We start from the raw sequence: 16,748 nt of genomic DNA on the forward strand, positions 1-16,748 counted from the left end.
GCGCTCCATTACAAACAAAAAAGGCGAGGCCGAAGCCTCGCCTGAACGTGTTTGACCTCAATCGTAATAGGGAAGTTTACGATCGACACCGTTGATATTAACCAGCACAAAGCCTGTTGGCGTAGCGGCATTGGTGGGTGTACCAGCAGCGGAAGCCAGCGTCAGCACACCCTTCTCGTTGGCACCGATGCCTGCCAGTCCGTTGTGCATGCCGAAGCGCGCAGCGGGTTTGTACGGCCCCAGCGTGGTGGTATCTGTCACTACTGACAGGTCCGACTGGAACAGTGAGCAAGAGCCGGTATCAAAGCGTGTTGGACCGGTGTTTTTCAGGTTCAGCATGGTGTCACCACTGTTGGCTTTCAGCTTCACCCACACCACGGCATAGGTGGTGCCCACACGGTTGTAACGGATATCCATGATCGCGGGCTGCCCCATATGAAAGGCATCCGCCCATACGGTTTCCAGCCGTTGCAGGTTAATCCAGGTTTTCCCGCTACTCGCTACGTTAACCGGTGTCCCGGCGGTTCCTGTCGGCTGGGTGGCATCGGCTTTGCCAATAAACTCCATGACCCACTGCTGATTCGCGTTCGGGAAGAACAATTGCCCAAGGCGATACCAGTTATCGGTGGTAGTGTTGTTGGTGATCTTGTAGCCGCTGTAGTAACCCGCTCGCAGCGATCCGGTCAGGAAACTGCCGTAGCTTTCGTCACGGCGGTAACCATATTCGAAGGTCGATAACCATTTCCCCGTCACCAAATCGTTCGACACTTTACTGCCAGACTGCACGTTGATTTGGCGCATGGTGACGCGGGCATTGTTGAGGTTGAACGGGTTCAGGCAATCCTCCACGTTCAACGTATCAATGGTCCAGCCACCGTCCGAGAGATCGCCAGGATTGCGCGTATGTTCTATCCACACGTTACGCAGAATCCCCTGCGTACAACGGGGTATGTACAGCGTGGCATCACCATAGCCGGTCTGGAAGTTACAGTTGCAGATCTCAATTGCGGTAGAGTGATCCCATGCGCCGTTGGGGGAATTTGACCAGCCGACATCAAATACACGCGCATAGGTGTACATGGTGTAGATCTGATCAAATTTGCTGTCCAGCGTATCCAGCACCTTTATCACCGTACCGCCGTTATTCTGCGCGCGGAAACAGTAGATATTGACCGTGGTGCCTTCGATGCAGGTATTTTCGAAGAACGGCTGCACGTTGCTGCACATTGCTGAAGTAATGGTGCCTTTGTTGGTGGTGATATCGGCCGACGCCTGGCCGTTCCAGGTGATACCGCGAATCGAGGTGCGGCGCGCCTTTACCTTAAACACCGGGCTGGTACTTTTATCGGAAATGATGGTGGTACGTGGCAGCGAACCCAGTTCCACATCATCACCTTGCAGGCCAAAGAACGCGTTATCCGTGCCGCTGATGTCGATCGGGCTGATCAAAAATTTACCGCCAGGGAAACGAATCGGCAGGTCAACAATATTGGTGTTGTAGGTCTTGGTCCATGCCAGCATACGATTGACCGCATCGGTGTCATTGACATAGCCATCCCCTTTCGCGCCAAAGTGGTAGACGTTGATATCAGAGGGATTGTTAATCACGCGCTTCCAATAGAACCCGTTACCCACCGCCAGCGTACCGCCATCATCCGTTGCGGTGGTGGTGCCAATAAAACCGGTGAAGTCGCCGCCCCCACGAAAGGTGGAGTCCGCGTTATAGCGACGCAGAAAAGCCAGATCGCCGTTTTTGGTGGGCGTGGTGGTACGCAGTTCAGCATAAGAGTTAACTTCGATCATCATAGCCTCCTCGGCCTTTTCAGGTTTGCAATACAACAGCGGAATCAGCCTTACTGCGCATGTTGGCCGCAGTGCTGATCCCAGAGATCGTTGTGATTGTTGATGGCACGTACGGTCCGTACGTCCATGCGTTGGGCGTCATTGCCGTGGGTATAAATCGGGGAAAACAGAGTACAAGCGGAGTCGATAACGACGGGGGATTCAGGGCTGGTTGTATTTCGAGTGCTGCAGCTTGTCACGAGCAGCAGCGTCATCAAGATTAAGGTTGCTGGTTTCCACACGTTTGGCCTCCTCACGCAGCTGTTGCTGCTGCTGACTGACCGCCACCGCCTGAGCGGCGGTTTTTTCCGCACTTTCGGTTGCGGCTTTGGATTGCTGCTGCACCTTGCCAATCTTCTTGCCACCGAAGTAACTGGCAGCCAGTGCCGCAATGATGCCCGCCAGCGCAGCAAGCCAGTGCCAGCTGCCCCCGAGCATTGCCGTAAGAAAAGTCATGGTTTCTCCTCCAGGGTTTTGCGCTGCTCAATCAGGTTCTTCTGCCGCACAAACTGCGCCAGCACCCCCATCGCCACCATGAAGGCGCCAATCAATCCCAGGTAGTTGTGGGGCAAAATATCTTTGATGTCCTGCGGCAGTGCGTTCCAGGCATCCAGAGCCGACGAGGGAAAAGATTGCGCCCACGCGCTGAGCATGGAGCCTAACGATGCCAGCCAAACGGACCAGGTTTTGAACAACAACCGCGCATGTTTCACAAACTCCAGCGTGGTGAAGCGCTGAAGCAGCAGCAGTACGATCACCGCCGTCAGTACGGCGATGACAAACACCATCCATTTCAGATTCATAACAGCCCCCGATAGATGTCATAGGTGCCGCTGCGCATCATTTCAGCATGACGACGGGCGCGCCCCGGTGTTTGGCGAGCCCACAGGCTGTCGAGCATGGCGTTGGCGGCACCGTTGAAATCACCTTGCGTTATCGAGGTCAGCATGCCGCGAAACAGTGCCAGTCCATCGACGCCCATTTGGTACGCCATGCTGATCAGCACATCACAGCGCGCATCACTGCATTTGCTGATCGCCTGCTGTACCAGCACCCGCTGGTTCATCTCTTGCACCTTGTTTTCGACGATGCACTGTTTCCATACATCGCCCACCCGTCGCGGTACCTGAAAGATATAGTTGCTGAGTGACGCACCTTTCGGCCCGATGCGGATACCGCCGGCTACGGTGGGAAATCCTTGGGTATCGAGATAAGGCGCTTCGCGATAGCCCTCTTCAAAATTCAAAATGGCAATAATCTGGCTCATAGCGTTTCCTCTTTGACGGGCGCAACTGTCTGAAAATCACTGCGCAAAAAATCCAAAAACATAAAGTTTGCTGATCGGTTAGCCACGACAGCGCAACGCTAACCCGGCGTGACGCTCAAGCAAGGCTAAAGAGTGAGCAACACCAAAGTGTTCCGCTTAAAACTGGGAAGGGTTAACGCACGGCATAAAGATGAACGTGGGGCAAACAGCAGTTATCGAAGCTGGCACTCTCGGGTTGAATGCGGGTGGGGGCCATCACGGCATTGTCAGCACGCGAGTGTGTCTGGCGCTGACAGATACGTTCGGCACTGCGCAAGGTGACGTTATCGGGTTCAAGACCTAAGGCGCTGTCGATACTGCGCTTGAGGCGGCTGAGGGACTGGCGGCGTCGGTGACGGCGAGTGCGCGCGTTCCCGGTGAAGACTGACTTGCCATACTGAATAATCGCCATAACTCCTCCTGTGAATGAGTCTTTGGCGATGGGGTGACTGGCACGGCATGTCGGCATCGGCCGATGCGTCCGTTGAACCGCTGCAAGCACTCACCATCAGCCAGCCCGGCTGCATTCGCGGCCAGGTATAAGCAGAGGAGAGTGAAGTCAGAGGAGAACTGACGACGCTACAAAGTGCGTATCCACCCCATCCCAAAATCCACTGACTTTGGGTGGTCGGTATCGCGCTTGTGCAGCGCCTCAATTGTTTAAGAGCGGGCTCATCCGGGAGCAGTGATCTCGTCTTTCCATGGTCAAATTATTAACAGGTTCTAATGCATTGGCAAATACCAACAGTTAATTTTTTATTTACCATCAGTTAAATTTATGATTTCAGCCAGAATATTTTTTTGGCTGATTTCGCGCTATTGGCTCTAACCTAAAATCTGGTAATCACGCGCCTGGCTCATGATGACACGCGCAATCACCTGCAGTGTTGCCGCTTCATCCAGCGTAAGATACCAGGTTTCATAACGCTTGTTATCAGAGATCACCGCGACCTTTTTGTGCTGCAGTTGCAGTCGTTTGAGATAGAGTTGATTGTCCAGCGTGAACAGGTAAATGCCATCACCATCAAAGCGCTGCACGCTGATATCGACAAACAGCTGGTCGCGCGGTGCGAAGGTTCCCGCCATCGAATCATTGTTCAGGGCGATCAGCCGAATGTACTCCGCAGCACGGCCGTTAAACAGCACGCGCGCCTCATCCAGACCATACTCAATCGCTTGAATGGTTTCGACCAGCTCATCACGCGCTGCGATGCCTTGGGCGCTACGCTGCCCAATATCCAGACTCTCAACACGGAATATCGGTTTTGTATCAATTCGCGCGGGCGGGTCAATCAACGCAGCAGGTTTCTCCATGCCAAATTGCAACCACTCCACGCGCACGCCCAACAGCTGGCTAAGTGCCAGCAAATTACTGTCATCTGGAATCGATTGGGCGTTAAACCATTTCCAGACCCCCGGTGTTGAGATCCTGCATCCCCTTTGCTGCAGTGCTTGCGCAACCTGTTTGTTTCGTCCATGTCCGACAATTCCCGCGCTGTCACACGCGGCAATCAGCCTGGCAGTAAAAGCTTGTCTCGTACTCTCTTTTTTAACCATCAGTTAATAATCTGCCATCAGTAAAAGACTGAATGTTATTTTCGTTTTTGCTACCAGTTCATTTTATATTACCGCTGGTTTACTACCCAATCGCTTTTATCAATGAAGCTGGATGATCATTATCCCCTTCGGCTCGATGGAAACCAGTAATGAATGCCCGACAGCTTGTTCTGACAGGGGTTTTCAGGAATGTTCTGTGACGCTAAGACCAGCGCCTACAGGAAAAAATGGGCGAAAAGACGCTGACGCGCCATAAATGACAGAATTAAATCAAAAAGCTTTGGAAATAACTGGATCGAAAGCCAAAAAAAAGGCACCCATCAAGGGTGCCCATTGTGATGCAGGAGCGAAAATTAGCCGCGCAACGTATCGTCGCCCCAACCAATCCACTTGTAGGTTGTCAGCGCTTCCAGCCCCATCGGACCGCGCGCATGCAGTTTTTGGGTGCTGACCGCCACTTCCGCGCCCAGGCCAAACTGACCGCCGTCGGTGAAACGGGTGCTGGCGTTAACATAGACCGCAGAGGAATCAACCTGGTTAACGAAGCGGTTAGCATTGCCAATGCTGCGCGTCAGTATGCCGTCAGAGTGCTGTGTACCGTGCTCGCGAATATGCGCCACTGCCTCGTCAAGATCGGCGACCAGCTTGACGTTGAGATCGTTGGATAACCACTCATCGTCGTAATCCTCCGCTTTCACGGCAACCACGCTGGCAGGACCGCTCTGCAGCAGCGCTATTACGTTCTCATCACCGTGCAGCGGAATATCTTCCTGCGCCATACGTTGCAGGAACGCAGGAATAAAACGTTCGGCCTGATCGCGGTGGATCAGAAGCGTTTCCAGCGAGTTACAGGCACTTGGGCGCTGTTTCTTGGCGTTAACGATCACGTCCAGCGCCGGTTCTGTCTCCATGGTTTCATCGAGATAGAGATGGCACACACCAATACCGCCGGTGATCACCGGGATGGTGGAGTTTTCACGGCACAGCTTGTGCAGGCCCGCGCCGCCACGAGGGATCAGCATATCGACGTAACGATCGAGCTTAAGCAGCTGATTGACCAGCTCACGATCCGGGTTCTCAATAGCCTGCACGGCGCCAGCCGGTAAACCATGCTGAGTGAGTGCGTTTTGGATCACGCGCACCGTGGCTGCGTTAGTGCGGTAGGTCTCTTTGCCGCCGCGCAGAATCGCTGCGTTGCCGGTTTTCAGGCACAGGGAAGCCACATCAACGGTAACATTAGGACGCGCTTCGTAAATCACGCCAATCACGCCCAGCGGTACACGGCGGCGTTCAATACGCAGGCCGCTGTCCAGCATGCCGCCATCGATCAACTGGCCAACCGGATCGGCAAGACGGCACACCTGGCGCACGTCATCCGCGATGCCTTTCAAACGCTGAGGATTCAGCGTCAGGCGATCCAGTAAGGCGGCACTCATGCCATTTTGGCGTGCATCAGCCAGATCCTGCTCGTTCGCCGCCAGAATGTCAGCGCTTTCCGCTTCCAGACGATCGGCAATGGTCAGCAGCACCTGATTTTTTTGTTCGGTAGAGAGTTCCGCCAGTTTGTACGACGCTGCACGCGCCGCTTTACCCATTTCTTCTAACATCATCCGCTCCTTAACTGACGATCATGTCGTCGCGGTGTACCGCAACCGGGCCGTATTCGTAACCCAGAATATCGCCAATTTCCTGGCTATGATGACCCGCAATCATGCGCATCGCATCGCTGTTATAACGGGTGACGCCGTGTGCAATATCGCGGCCCTGCAAGCTACGAATGCGGATCACTTCACCACGAGAGAAGTTACCCTGCACTTCGCGGATGCCTTTCGGCAGCAGCGAACTGCCACGCTCCAGCACCGCTGCCAGCGCGCCATCATCAATGGTGATTTCACCGGCTGGCGGTGCACCGAAGATCCAGCGCTTGCGGTTTTCCAGCGGCGACTGCTGCGCGTGAAAACGGGTGCCCACCGGCTTGCCGTACAGCACATCGCTGATCACATCCGGGCGGCTGCCTGCGGCGATGATCACGTCGATCCCCGCGCGACAGGCGACATCAGCGGCCTGCAATTTCGTGGCCATGCCACCGGTGCCCAGACCCGAAACGCTGCCACCGGCCAGCGTACGCAGCGCGTCATCAATCTGATGCACATCGCTGATCAGCTCGGCTTCCGGATTGGTGCGAGGATCGGCGGTGAACAAGCCTTGCTGATCGGTCAACAGCAGCAGTTTATCTGCGCCACCGAGCATCGCCGCCAGTGCGGAAAGGTTGTCATTGTCGCCCACTTTGATTTCAGCGGTGGCAACGGCATCGTTCTCGTTGATCACCGGAACGATATGGTTGTCGAGCAACGCACGCAGCATGTCACGCGCGTATAGGAAGCGTTCACGGTCTTCCATATCGGCGCGCGTCAGCAGCATCTGCCCGATATGAATGCCGTAAATGGAGAACAGCTGCTCCCACAGTTGAATCAAACGGCTCTGCCCCACCGCAGCCAGCAGCTGCTTTGAGGCGATGGTAGGCGGCAGTTCGGGGTAACCCAGGTGTTCGCGTCCAGCAGCAATCGCGCCAGAGGTGACGATAACGATACGATGACCCGCCGCGTGCAGTTGCGCACACTGACGAACCAGCTCCACCATGTGCGCCCGATTCAGCCGACGTGAACCGCCGGTGAGGACGCTGGTACCCAACTTGACCACTAGGGTCTGACTGCCACTCATATTTTCCTGCCATGTAAGAAAAAATTCTGCGAAGGGACGTTTTATCAGGAGTCAGCGAGGAAGCCAACAGCAGCAAGGGGAAAAGCACAAAAATCCCCTGACAATGCGGTAGACCAAAAGTTCGCAATTAACAAGAAATCAGAAAAACTGTCATAAAACTTTCACCGCCAAACGGTAAAACGTCCCGTGTTTTACAAACCCTTTCAAGGGTACAACAAATTTTACTCATTGGGATTGATAGCAAATGAAGAAGAGCACACTGGCATTAGTCGTTTCTGCGTTGGCACTGACCTCCGCTGCACACGCCGCAGAAGTTTATAACAAAGACGGTAACAAACTGGACTTCTACGGCCGCGTTAAAGCTGAGCACTACTTCAGCGATGCGGATTCCAACAACGGTGACAAATCTTACGTTCGTATCGGCTTCAAAGGTCAGACTCAGATCAACGATCTGATGACCGGCTACGGCCAGTGGGAATATCAGTACAACGTCAACAACTCTGAAGGTTCTGACGCGAACGCAGGCAACAAAACCCGTCTGGGCTTTGCCGGTCTGAAATTCGGTCAATACGGTTCATTCGACTACGGTCGTAACTACGGCGTTCTGTACGACGTAGAAGCATGGACTGACGTATTCCCAGAGTTCGGTGGTGACGGTACTGCGCGCTCTGATAACTTCATGACGCAGCGTACTACTGGTGTGGCGACTTACCGCAACAGCAACTTCTTTGGTCTGGTTGATGGCCTGCGCTTCGCGCTGCAATACCAGGGCAAAAACGATGACAAAACCGCTAACGCCCGTGGTACTGCCACTGACGGTACTCGCCAGAACGGCGACGGTTACGGTGCCTCTCTGGGTTACACCATCGGTGATACCGGTGTGAGCCTGATGACGGCAATTACCTCTTCTAACACCACTCTGGCGCAGAAAAACCGCGTTTACGGCGGCGGTGATAAAGCGGATTCATGGGGTGCAGGTCTGAAGTATGACGCTAACAGCGTTTACCTGGCCGCGATCTACACTGAAACCCGCAACATGACCCCGTTCAGCGGAACCTGGCAGGGTGCGTCAATTTCTGGTGCAGCTAACAAAGCACAGAACATTGAATTGGTTGCACAGTATCAGTTCGACTTCGGCCTGCGTCCGTCTATCGGCTACGTGCAGACCAAAGGCAAAGATATGGAAAACGGTATCGGCGACGCGGATCTGGTTAAATACATCGACGTTGGCGCGACTTACTACTTCAACAAAAACATGTCTACCTTCGTTGATTACAAAATCAACCAGCTGGACGACAACAACAAACTGGGTCTGAACAACGACGACATCGTTGCTGTTGGTCTGACTTACCAGTTCTAAGTTGTTAGCGTTACCCTCATTGTGTCTATAAAAAAAGAGCCGGCTCATCACCGGCTCTTTCTTCGTTTGTGTTTCGGGCGGCCTTCAGGGCCTGCAAAATCAGGCACTCAACTTCACGGGCTCTTCTTTAAATCCTGCCGCGGGTTTGAGATCCAGTTTTTGGTCTTTTAACACAGCTTTCAGGCGCTCGTGGAAGTTACGCAGCGTGCTTTCCACTTTCTCGTTGTTCTCTTTGCCCTTAATCGCTGCCACGCTCCAGTCTCCGTCTTTATCGAACAGACCAAAGTGATATTCGTACGTGAAGTGATCTTCTTGCGCTTCCAGATTCATCCACCAACCCCAGAATTCCCGACTTTCTGGCGCAGGTTTCACGTTGACACAGGCTGCCAGACAATCGAAAAAGAAGCGGGTTTCTTCACATTTTCCTTCACGGATATACGGCCCCAATTCGGTGAAGCGCTTAAGCAGGCGACTACGGGGGTGACCACTCGGTAACGTCATGCTAATTCTCCCTCAAATAACCGTAAATTGGCTCTCGTTGCGCTCATCTCGCGCGCAACGTAAACTTTCCCGGATATAAGTTGTAGCAGAGAATGCGTTTTTTGCCAGTCAGACACCCAATTGTTTTGCCAGCCAGTCACAAATTTGATTCAGCGCCTTCTCGAAACTGGAGAACACCGGCTTGGTCGGGATCGCCAACACCTTGCCCTGCGCGGAGGAGTTAGCAATCAACTGTGCCTCTTCCTCAGGGCTAAACAGATCATCCGGCCAGTAAGCGGCCAGCATCGGCGTCGGCGTGCGACGCCCTAACAGCCCCTGCACTTTCAGCGAATAGCGGTTCAGCTCAATACGCAAATTGCTGTCAGAAGCGGAGGACATACCCAAACGGCTGGCCAGCATATCCATATACATATCCGGCAACTGCTGCTGACGCTGTGTATCGACAAATACGTTGTGCACCATCGCGCCGAGCGTCGCCACTGCGCGCAGACGCGGTACTTCCAGATAGGCGAGTCGTGTGGCCACATTCGCACCAAAACGATAACCAAACAGCGCGACACGGGTGTGATCAATCCACGGGACGTTACTCAGCTCTCGCAGCATATGTTGATGCACCTGGCTGGTGTCCTGATTCAGCGTCCATTTACTGCTGAACCCAACCGAAGGCATATCCAGTGTCAGCATGGCAATGCCGCGCGGCGCGAGGTAGTCATGGAACAGACGATAATGGTCGCTTTGCAGTGAATCCAGGCCACCGCACAGCAGCACGGTAGGATATGGCGCGTCGGCCTGGGCCGGCATATGCAGGAATCCCGTCACCGGGCTGCCGCCAGCAATCTGAAAGGTGAGTGATTTAAGCTCACCTGGCAAACGTTTTGTGGCTTCTTCGTAGGCACGGTTCGCCAGCACCTGCGCTTGGTCAGCCAGTTCATCGCCCTTTATATAAGGATAAGCGGCGATGCTGTAGAGGTTTGAGGCGTGCAGCCACTGCTGACCCGCTTCGTCATGGTTTTCATTCTGCATGGCAAGCTGTTGCCACAAGGCGGCCTGCTTCGACCATTCGTAATTCCAGTTGCCGCTGCGATAGCCAATCACCGTGTCCAACTGCGTATCATCCGTGTGTTCAAGATCGCAGATGGCAATACGCGCCAGCACTTCGCTGATCTCTTGTGGCGTCAGGCCACGCCACGTCCACAACAGTTTGTTGAGCATACGATACCAGCAGCGCTGAGTATCGCCTTCAAGGGCACTGTGCACCTGCATCGTGTGATGATGTTGGCGATGCACCAGTGAGGAGGTTTCAGGGTGTTTAAAGCGGGGCTTAAAAAGCTCTTCGCTGAGGTTTTTATCCGACATCTTAGCCATTCTCCCGCGATAGTCGCATCAATGCCTAAGAGTGTACTGCACCCGCAAGATGGGTGCGAGGCGTAGAAAGCACAACGCCCGGCATAACCGGGCGTTGTTTGCGATGCATCAATTAGCTTTTGACGATTGGCGGAATGTACACCACGCCCATGTCCCAAGGCTGCTCGATCCAAGTGTTCTGGGGAATATCGACAATGTAGTCGTCCACCAGCGCACGACCCGCAGGTTTCGCGAAAATAGTGCAAAAACGCGCTTTTGGATACATATCGCGAATCGCTTGTGCAGTACCGCCAGTATCGACCAAATCATCGATCACGATGAAGCCTTCACCGTCGCCTTCTGCACGCTTCAGCACTTTCATTTCGCGCTGATGATCGTGGTCATAGCTGGAGATGCACACGGTATCGACGTAGCGAATACCCAGTTCACGTGCCAGCAGCGATGCCGGAACCAGACCACCACGGCTCACCGCGATGATACCTTTCCACTGTTCCACAGGAAGCAGGCGCTGGGCCAGTTTACGGGCATGGATCTGCAACATGTCCCAGGTGACGACGTATTTTTCGCTCATAAAAGAAATCCCGACCAACAATGTTGGTTTAAAAATAGGCAAGGGGGAAAAGGTTGCGCGAGATTATAAGGATCTGACGCGTTAAAAACCAGCATCTGTCGCACTGGATGCAGGATTTTAGCGCAGGCAAGTACGCACCCGGTGAAAAACAGTGATATTCTCAGCCACATCACGTCAGATGTGCTGACGGCGATCTTTCACTGGAACCCCGCGTGCGAGCGGTATGTCCGCCACGCTGACACAGGAGACGCGTTGTGTCTGAATTGTCGCAACTTTCCCCCCAACCGCTGTGGGATATTTTCGCTAAAATTTGCTCCATCCCGCATCCTTCTTATCATGAAGAAGCGCTGGCTGAACACGTTGTTAGCTGGGCAAAAGAGCAAGGCTTTTGGGTTGAGCGCGATCAGGTCGGCAATATCCTGATTCGTAAACCCGCCACCGCCGGTATGGAAAAGCGTACCCCAGTCGCGCTGCAGGCGCACCTTGATATGGTGCCGCAGAAAAACAACGACACGGTGCACGACTTCACCAAAGATCCGATTCAACCTTATGTTGATGGCGAGTGGGTGAAAGCGCGCGGCACCACCTTGGGTGCCGACAACGGCATTGGTATGGCTTCGGCGCTGGCGGTACTGGCTGATAGCAGCCTGACGCACGGTCCACTGGAAGTGCTGCTGACCATGACCGAAGAGTCCGGCATGGACGGGGCTTTTGGTCTCCAGCCAAACTGGTTGCAGGCAGATATCCTGATCAACACCGATTCGGAAGAAGAGGGTGAGATCTACATGGGTTGTGCCGGGGGTATCGACTTCATCACCACCCTGCCACTGAGCCGTGAAGCCGTTCCTGCGGGCTTTGAAACCCTGAAATTAACCCTCAAGGGTTTGAAAGGCGGACATTCCGGCGCAGACATTCATCACGGTCTGGGCAACGCCAACAAGCTGTTAGCGCGCTTTTTTGCGGTTCACGCGCAAGAGCTGGACGTGCGTCTGATTGAGTTCACCGGTGGTACGCTGCGTAATGCCATTCCGCGTGAAGCCTTTGCGACCCTGGCGATCGACAGCCACAAAGTGGATGCGCTGAAATCGGCTGCGGCCCATTTCCAGGCCACGCTGCTGAATGAGCTGGGTATTAAAGAGAAGAATATTGCGCTCGTCACCGAACCATTGGCGCATCAGGGCCAGGCACTGACCACTGACAGCCGCGATCGCTTCGTGAACCTGCTGAACAGCACCCCGAACGGCGTGATCCGCAACTCTGACGTGGCTAAAGGTGTAGTGGAAACCTCACTGAACGTCGGTGTGGTGACCATGGATCAGGACAATGCCGAAATCATCTGCCTGATTCGTTCACTGATCGATACCGGTAAAGACTGGGTGGTAGAAACCCTGACATCGCTGGGCCAGTTGGCTGGCGCGAAAACCGCACCTAAAGGCGGCTATCCGGGCTGGCAGCCAGATGCCGATTCGCCAGTGATGGAGCTGACGCGTAAAACCTACGAAGCGCTGTTTGGCAAAACGCCAAATATTCAGGTGATTCACGCCGGTCTGGAGTGTGGTCTGTTCAAGAAGCCGTATCCAAATATGGATATGGTATCGATTGGGCCGACCATCACCGGGCCACACTCACCTGATGAGCAGGTGCACATTGAGAGCGTGGGTCTGTACTGGAAACTGCTGACCGCGCTGCTGAATGTGGTGCCAGAGAAGGCGTAAGTTCTTGCTTTTTGGCGGCCTGAAGGCCGCCACTACGATTCAGAACCAGGCTTCGGCCTGGTTTTTTTATCAATTTTTTTAGCCGACTAAATCAGGTTAATCACAATGGTACTGCTGCCATAGAGATCGCCCGGTGATGGGCTGGATGCTCTGAGCGTTGAGGTCACCGTGTGTGTTGAATTACCTGCTGGCAGATATATCGTCCCCGAACTGCGACCATTAAAGGTCAAGGTAGAGGTGACGCCCTTGCCCAGGTTGATAGTGCCTCCGAGGTTAGCGATGGAAGCGTATGTGGCGCGGTTGCAATTGATGGAAATCGAAACGCTGTTTTGCCGACCATTAACCTGGTCTGCGGTCAGGGTGCCGTGATCGATATTGGGCGTGCCAGTAAAGGAACAGCTGGTGGGGTCCGGTGCAGGTGTTGCGACAACGCAGGAGGTGCCGGGTTGATTGAAGAAGCCATATCCACCGTCTGTAGCGCCGTAACAGATTGTCCAGGATGTTGGGCTTGATGTGACTGATGCCGTAAATGTCCCGCTCGCCGGATAGCGCCTTGTAAAGTTATCATATCCATTCACCCATGTGCCATTTGTTGTCATCGTGTTATTACGAAGTGGCCTGGCTTCAGATTCATAACTGTTCCTACCATAAATTCCAATCTGACAATGGACGCAACCAATGCGAGCAGAAGAGTTGCTTCCCGATGAGTAATAGCTAATTTCGACGGTGGATTGATTTAGCATTTTGGCTTGCGAAATAATCACCACCGCCTGTGCGTTTAATGATAGCAGCGCGAAAAATAACGCCACTGCAAGGAATATCGTTTTCATGGAGATCCTGGTTTTGGCAAAAAGAGAGTGATGACGCATGGCATCCGCAACAGGTATTCATCGCGACACCAAGCCCAAGCTTGAGCTATTGGATTTTTTGTAGGCAAAGAGTATGCCCATACGGAGTGGGCAAAGATGTCAGGCCAGGATGCTATATAGAAGGTGAGCCCTGATCGCGTTGTCATATTCCACTGACAATTCTACGTACCGCAACAACTCAAGCTCGTTATCCCCTTTTCGATACCAAACCGACGCAGGCACACGAGCAGCACATTTCACTACTGATTTTGTGGATCACCCCACAAATTCGCTACCACATCACACTCCGCCAGTTTTAGACGTCGTTATGCCCGGATGTCTGGATGGCTAATAAGATTTCGTGCTAGCTTATGCGCTTTCGATTGTTGCCCCGCGTTATGGCTTCAGAAAAAATGCGACCCACTACCTCTATTAAAGGCCTGACTCAATGAGTGCGATTAACCGCCTGGAGATGCGTAATATCTCCATCGCGTTTGGCGGATTTGCCGCGTTGACCCAGGTCGATTTTCTTACGGAAGGCGGCTCGGTGCATGCGCTAACCGGCGCCAATGGTGCAGGTAAATCCACGCTGATGGCAGTGCTGGCTGGTGCGCACAATCATTACACTGGCGAGATTTTGCTTGATGACGTGCCGGTCTCAATTCGTTCCCCGCGTGATGCCAAAAAGCTCGGCATTCACCTGGTACAGCAGGAAGTGGATGTGGCGCTGGTGCCACAGCTCAGCGTGGCGGAAAATATCCTGCTCGATCAGTTGGCCCAGCCGGGCCACGCTTACAGCTGGCGCGAGATTCGCCGCCAGGCACGTGCACTGCTTGAACAGCTTGAAGTCAATATCGACGTTAATCGTCTGGTCGATCGCTGCTCACTGGCGGAGAAACAGCAAATCTTGCTGGCGCGGGCCCTCTCCCACCACTGCCGCTTCCTTATTTTGGATGAACCTACTGCGCCGCTGGATCAGCATGAGAGCGAGCGCCTGTTTAAAGTGGTGCGCCGCCTGCAAAACAACGGCATTGGCGTGGTGTTTATTTCCCACCGCATCCACGAGCTGAAAGCGATTTGCGATCGTTTAACCGTGTTGCGCGATGGCCGACTGATTGAAAGCAGCCCAATGGCAGCACTCAGCGGTGAACAGATCGTTGAGAAGATGCTGGGACATCAGCTCACCGATGTTTACCCACCGCGCCGTGAAAGCAGCCAGCAGCCTGTGCTGCTGTCGGTGGAAGGTTTGCATGACGATCAGCTGCTGGCCGATATCTCACTGCATCTGCGCAAAGGAGAAATTCTTGGTATTGCCGGTCTGGCTGGCGCGGGAAAAACCGAACTCTGCAAAGCGCTGTTTGGTGCCAGCAAAAGCCGGGTGGAGAAAGGCGAGCTGCACGGTAAACCGTGGCGACCACGCTCACCACATGACTCGGTGGAAAACCGTATGGCACTGGTGCCAGAGGAGCGCCGCAAAGAGGGCATCTTTATTGACGAGCCGGTGGCGATGAACCTGAGCGTGACCGCTGATAACAGTTTTTCACGCTGGAGCCTGTTCGGCCATCGCAAGGCATGGCGCTGGGCCGAAGAGGTGATTCAGCGCCTCAACGTACGCACCACCGGCCCCGCACAAACACTGCGTCGCCTGTCCGGCGGTAATCAGCAGAAAGTGGCGATCGGCAAATGGCTGCGCAATAACGCTGATGTGCTGATTTTTGACGAACCCACCAAAGGCGTGGATATCAAGGCTAAAACCGATCTGTTCAGCCTGATTGACGGCTTAGCGCGCGAAGGCAAAGGCATCATTTATGCTTCGGGCGAGTTTTCCGAACTGGTTGGGCTGTGTGACCGTATTTGTGTGCTCTGGGATGGGCGCATTGTGGCAGAGATGGAGGGCAGTCAGGCCACAGAAGAGATGCTATTGCTTTATTCCACCGGAGGAACCCCTGCGTGAGCAGCAAAGAACTATCCCTGAACCCGCAGCTTTCTCTGCGTCATAAGTTATTCGATTTTCTCTACAAATGGGGCATGTTGCTCACGGTGGTATTGCTGATCGCCGGCTTTGGCCTCGCGTCAGACAGCTTCCTTGAGCCCACCAACATCATCAACATCCTGCGTTCGATTGCCATCGTCACGGTGATCGCGATTGGCGTCTCGATTTCGCTGACCATTGGCGGCTTCGACTTGTCCGTTGGATCAACGGCGTCACTGGCGAATGCGCTGGTGATTTCCCTGTTTGTCTGGCACGGCTTTGGCACCACGGAAGCGATTATCATCACGCTGCTGCTCTGTACCCTTGTGGGGCTGTTCAACAGCTTCCTGATTGTGATTCTGCGCATTCCCGACATGCTGGCCACACTGGCCACGCTGTTTGTGATTCAAGGCGTGGCGATGACCTACAGCTTTGGTGGCTCGATTACCGAGAATATGGTGATGCCGAGCGGTGACATGGCTGAAGGCACTATCCCAGCGGCATTTGGTTTGCTCGGTCAGGTGCCGACCATCGTGATCATTATGCTGGTGGTGACGCTGGTTGCGCAGTTGGCGCTGTCGCTGACCAAACACGGACGCCGCATGTACGCGCTGGGCGGCAATCCAGAAGCGGCACGCTTGTCAGGGATTCGCACCACGCGCTATCGCGTGCTGGCCTATGTGATTTCGTCTTTGCTGGCGGGTGTCGGCGGCATTTTGCTGGCTTCGCGTATTGGTTCCTCGCAGGTAAATGCAGGTAGCGGCTACCTGATGGATGCCGTTGCCGCGGCATGGATTGGCTTCTCACTGGCCGGTTCCGGCAAACCTAACGCGCTGGGTACCCTGGTTGGCGCGGTTATCCTCGGTGTGTTGCAAAACGGGCTGGTGATGCTGTCCGTGCCTTACTACGCCATGGACATTATCAAAGGGCTGGTGCTGGCTCTGGCCCTGGCCATTACCTACATTCAGCGCCGCTAAGGCGCGTTTACTG

16 protein-coding genes are annotated in these 16,748 nt (G+C 54.1%); 4 read left to right on the plus strand and 12 right to left on the minus strand.

All coding sequences use genetic code 11. The annotated features are described in order from the left end of the window. Positions 1–57: 57 nt before the first annotated feature. From QMZ30_RS24305 to proB, 8 genes are all read right to left on the minus strand, one after another. Complete coding sequence (locus QMZ30_RS24305; protein ID WP_283229256.1) at positions 58–1,803, minus strand: putative phage tail protein; 1,746 nt, start codon at positions 1,801–1,803, stop codon at positions 58–60. 201 nt (positions 1,804–2,004) lie between these two features. Further along, the gene (locus QMZ30_RS24310) at positions 2,005–2,298 is read right to left on the minus strand and encodes a hypothetical protein (RefSeq protein ID WP_283229220.1); all 294 of its coding nucleotides are present in this window, start codon (positions 2,296–2,298) and stop codon (positions 2,005–2,007) included. Next, on the minus strand, positions 2,295–2,645 hold the full coding sequence (locus tag QMZ30_RS24315; RefSeq protein ID WP_039333132.1) for a DUF7940 domain-containing protein: 351 nt from the start codon (positions 2,643–2,645) through the stop codon (positions 2,295–2,297). Before QMZ30_RS24315 ends, QMZ30_RS24310 begins: the two co-directional genes overlap by 4 nt. Then, positions 2,642–3,109 carry a glycoside hydrolase family protein gene (locus tag QMZ30_RS24320; RefSeq protein WP_058973246.1) on the minus strand — a complete coding sequence of 156 codons (468 nt, stop codon included), beginning with the start codon at positions 3,107–3,109 and terminating at the stop codon, positions 2,642–2,644. The genes QMZ30_RS24315 and QMZ30_RS24320 overlap by 4 nt, the downstream gene beginning before the upstream one ends. A 172-nt stretch (positions 3,110–3,281) precedes the next feature. Next, the gene (locus tag QMZ30_RS24325) at positions 3,282–3,560 is read right to left on the minus strand and encodes a transcriptional antitermination N peptide (protein ID WP_283229221.1); all 279 of its coding nucleotides are present in this window, start codon (positions 3,558–3,560) and stop codon (positions 3,282–3,284) included. 413 nt (positions 3,561–3,973) lie between these two features. Further along, positions 3,974–4,705: a S24 family peptidase gene (locus QMZ30_RS24330; protein ID WP_283229222.1), complete on the minus strand. Its 732-nt coding sequence runs from the start codon at positions 4,703–4,705 to the stop codon at positions 3,974–3,976. Positions 4,706–5,058: 353 nt separating this feature from the next. Continuing rightward, positions 5,059–6,312: a glutamate-5-semialdehyde dehydrogenase gene (gene proA / locus QMZ30_RS24335; RefSeq protein WP_283229257.1), complete on the minus strand. Its 1,254-nt coding sequence runs from the start codon at positions 6,310–6,312 to the stop codon at positions 5,059–5,061. Positions 6,313–6,322: 10 nt separating this feature from the next. After that, complete coding sequence (gene proB / locus QMZ30_RS24340) at positions 6,323–7,426, minus strand: glutamate 5-kinase (RefSeq protein ID WP_039333147.1); 1,104 nt, start codon at positions 7,424–7,426, stop codon at positions 6,323–6,325. 244 nt (positions 7,427–7,670) lie between these two features. On the opposite strand from proB, the gene ompC reads away from it, so the two are divergent. Then, entirely contained in the window at positions 7,671–8,786 is a 1,116-nt protein-coding gene (gene ompC / locus QMZ30_RS24345) for a porin OmpC (RefSeq protein WP_283229223.1), read from the plus strand. A gap of 99 nt (positions 8,787–8,885) precedes the next feature. On the opposite strand, the gene crl is transcribed toward ompC, so the two are convergent. From crl to gpt, 3 genes are all read right to left on the minus strand, one after another. Then, a complete protein-coding gene (gene crl, locus QMZ30_RS24350) occupies positions 8,886–9,287 on the minus strand; it encodes a sigma factor-binding protein Crl (protein ID WP_039333151.1) in 402 nt (133 codons plus the stop codon). Between the two features lie 108 nt (positions 9,288–9,395). Then, positions 9,396–10,643: an esterase FrsA gene (gene frsA, locus QMZ30_RS24355; RefSeq protein WP_283229224.1), complete on the minus strand. Its 1,248-nt coding sequence runs from the start codon at positions 10,641–10,643 to the stop codon at positions 9,396–9,398. Positions 10,644–10,764: 121 nt separating this feature from the next. Further along, positions 10,765–11,223 carry a xanthine phosphoribosyltransferase gene (gpt, locus tag QMZ30_RS24360; protein ID WP_007887137.1) on the minus strand — a complete coding sequence of 153 codons (459 nt, stop codon included), beginning with the start codon at positions 11,221–11,223 and terminating at the stop codon, positions 10,765–10,767. Between the two features lie 254 nt (positions 11,224–11,477). Between gpt and pepD the strand changes: the two genes are divergently transcribed. Further along, positions 11,478–12,938: a beta-Ala-His dipeptidase gene (gene pepD / locus QMZ30_RS24365; protein ID WP_283229225.1), complete on the plus strand. Its 1,461-nt coding sequence runs from the start codon at positions 11,478–11,480 to the stop codon at positions 12,936–12,938. An 86-nt stretch (positions 12,939–13,024) separates the two neighbouring features. On the opposite strand, the gene QMZ30_RS24370 is transcribed toward pepD, so the two are convergent. After that, the gene (locus QMZ30_RS24370) at positions 13,025–13,768 is read right to left on the minus strand and encodes an MrpH family fimbial adhesin (protein ID WP_283229226.1); all 744 of its coding nucleotides are present in this window, start codon (positions 13,766–13,768) and stop codon (positions 13,025–13,027) included. Between the two features lie 466 nt (positions 13,769–14,234). Here QMZ30_RS24370 and QMZ30_RS24375 point away from each other — a divergent pair, with 466 nt between their 5' ends. Together QMZ30_RS24375 and QMZ30_RS24380 are read left to right on the plus strand one after the other, a co-directional pair. Further along, on the plus strand, positions 14,235–15,740 hold the full coding sequence (locus tag QMZ30_RS24375; protein ID WP_283229227.1) for a sugar ABC transporter ATP-binding protein: 1,506 nt from the start codon (positions 14,235–14,237) through the stop codon (positions 15,738–15,740). Then, positions 15,737–16,735: an ABC transporter permease gene (locus tag QMZ30_RS24380; RefSeq protein WP_039333160.1), complete on the plus strand. Its 999-nt coding sequence runs from the start codon at positions 15,737–15,739 to the stop codon at positions 16,733–16,735. Before QMZ30_RS24375 ends, QMZ30_RS24380 begins: the two co-directional genes overlap by 4 nt. Positions 16,736–16,748 lie beyond the last annotated feature (13 nt).

It is taken from the genome of Pantoea sp. EA-12 (genome assembly GCF_030053355.1).
GTDB lineage: Bacteria > Pseudomonadota > Gammaproteobacteria > Enterobacterales > Enterobacteriaceae > Pantoea > Pantoea vagans_C.

Excerpts from the sequence above, each read along its gene's own strand:
- QMZ30_RS24375 (WP_283229227.1), top strand. The coding sequence starts at position 14,235 with ATGAGTGCGATTAACCGCCTGGAGATGCGTAATATCTCCATCGCGTTT.
- frsA (WP_283229224.1), bottom strand. The coding sequence starts at position 10,643 with ATGTCGGATAAAAACCTCAGCGAAGAGCTTTTTAAGCCCCGCTTTAAA.
- QMZ30_RS24325 (WP_283229221.1), bottom strand. The coding sequence starts at position 3,560 with ATGGCGATTATTCAGTATGGCAAGTCAGTCTTCACCGGGAACGCGCGC.
- QMZ30_RS24330 (WP_283229222.1), bottom strand. The coding sequence starts at position 4,705 with ATGGTTAAAAAAGAGAGTACGAGACAAGCTTTTACTGCCAGGCTGATT.
- QMZ30_RS24305 (WP_283229256.1), bottom strand. The coding sequence starts at position 1,803 with ATGATCGAAGTTAACTCTTATGCTGAACTGCGTACCACCACGCCCACC.
- QMZ30_RS24310 (WP_283229220.1), bottom strand. The coding sequence starts at position 2,298 with ATGACTTTTCTTACGGCAATGCTCGGGGGCAGCTGGCACTGGCTTGCT.
- gpt (WP_007887137.1), bottom strand. The coding sequence starts at position 11,223 with ATGAGCGAAAAATACGTCGTCACCTGGGACATGTTGCAGATCCATGCC.
- ompC (WP_283229223.1), top strand. The coding sequence starts at position 7,671 with ATGAAGAAGAGCACACTGGCATTAGTCGTTTCTGCGTTGGCACTGACC.
- crl (WP_039333151.1), bottom strand. The coding sequence starts at position 9,287 with ATGACGTTACCGAGTGGTCACCCCCGTAGTCGCCTGCTTAAGCGCTTC.
- QMZ30_RS24370 (WP_283229226.1), bottom strand. The coding sequence starts at position 13,768 with ATGAAAACGATATTCCTTGCAGTGGCGTTATTTTTCGCGCTGCTATCA.
- proB (WP_039333147.1), bottom strand. The coding sequence starts at position 7,426 with ATGAGTGGCAGTCAGACCCTAGTGGTCAAGTTGGGTACCAGCGTCCTC.
- proA (WP_283229257.1), bottom strand. The coding sequence starts at position 6,312 with ATGTTAGAAGAAATGGGTAAAGCGGCGCGTGCAGCGTCGTACAAACTG.
- QMZ30_RS24315 (WP_039333132.1), bottom strand. The coding sequence starts at position 2,645 with ATGAATCTGAAATGGATGGTGTTTGTCATCGCCGTACTGACGGCGGTG.
- QMZ30_RS24320 (WP_058973246.1), bottom strand. The coding sequence starts at position 3,109 with ATGAGCCAGATTATTGCCATTTTGAATTTTGAAGAGGGCTATCGCGAA.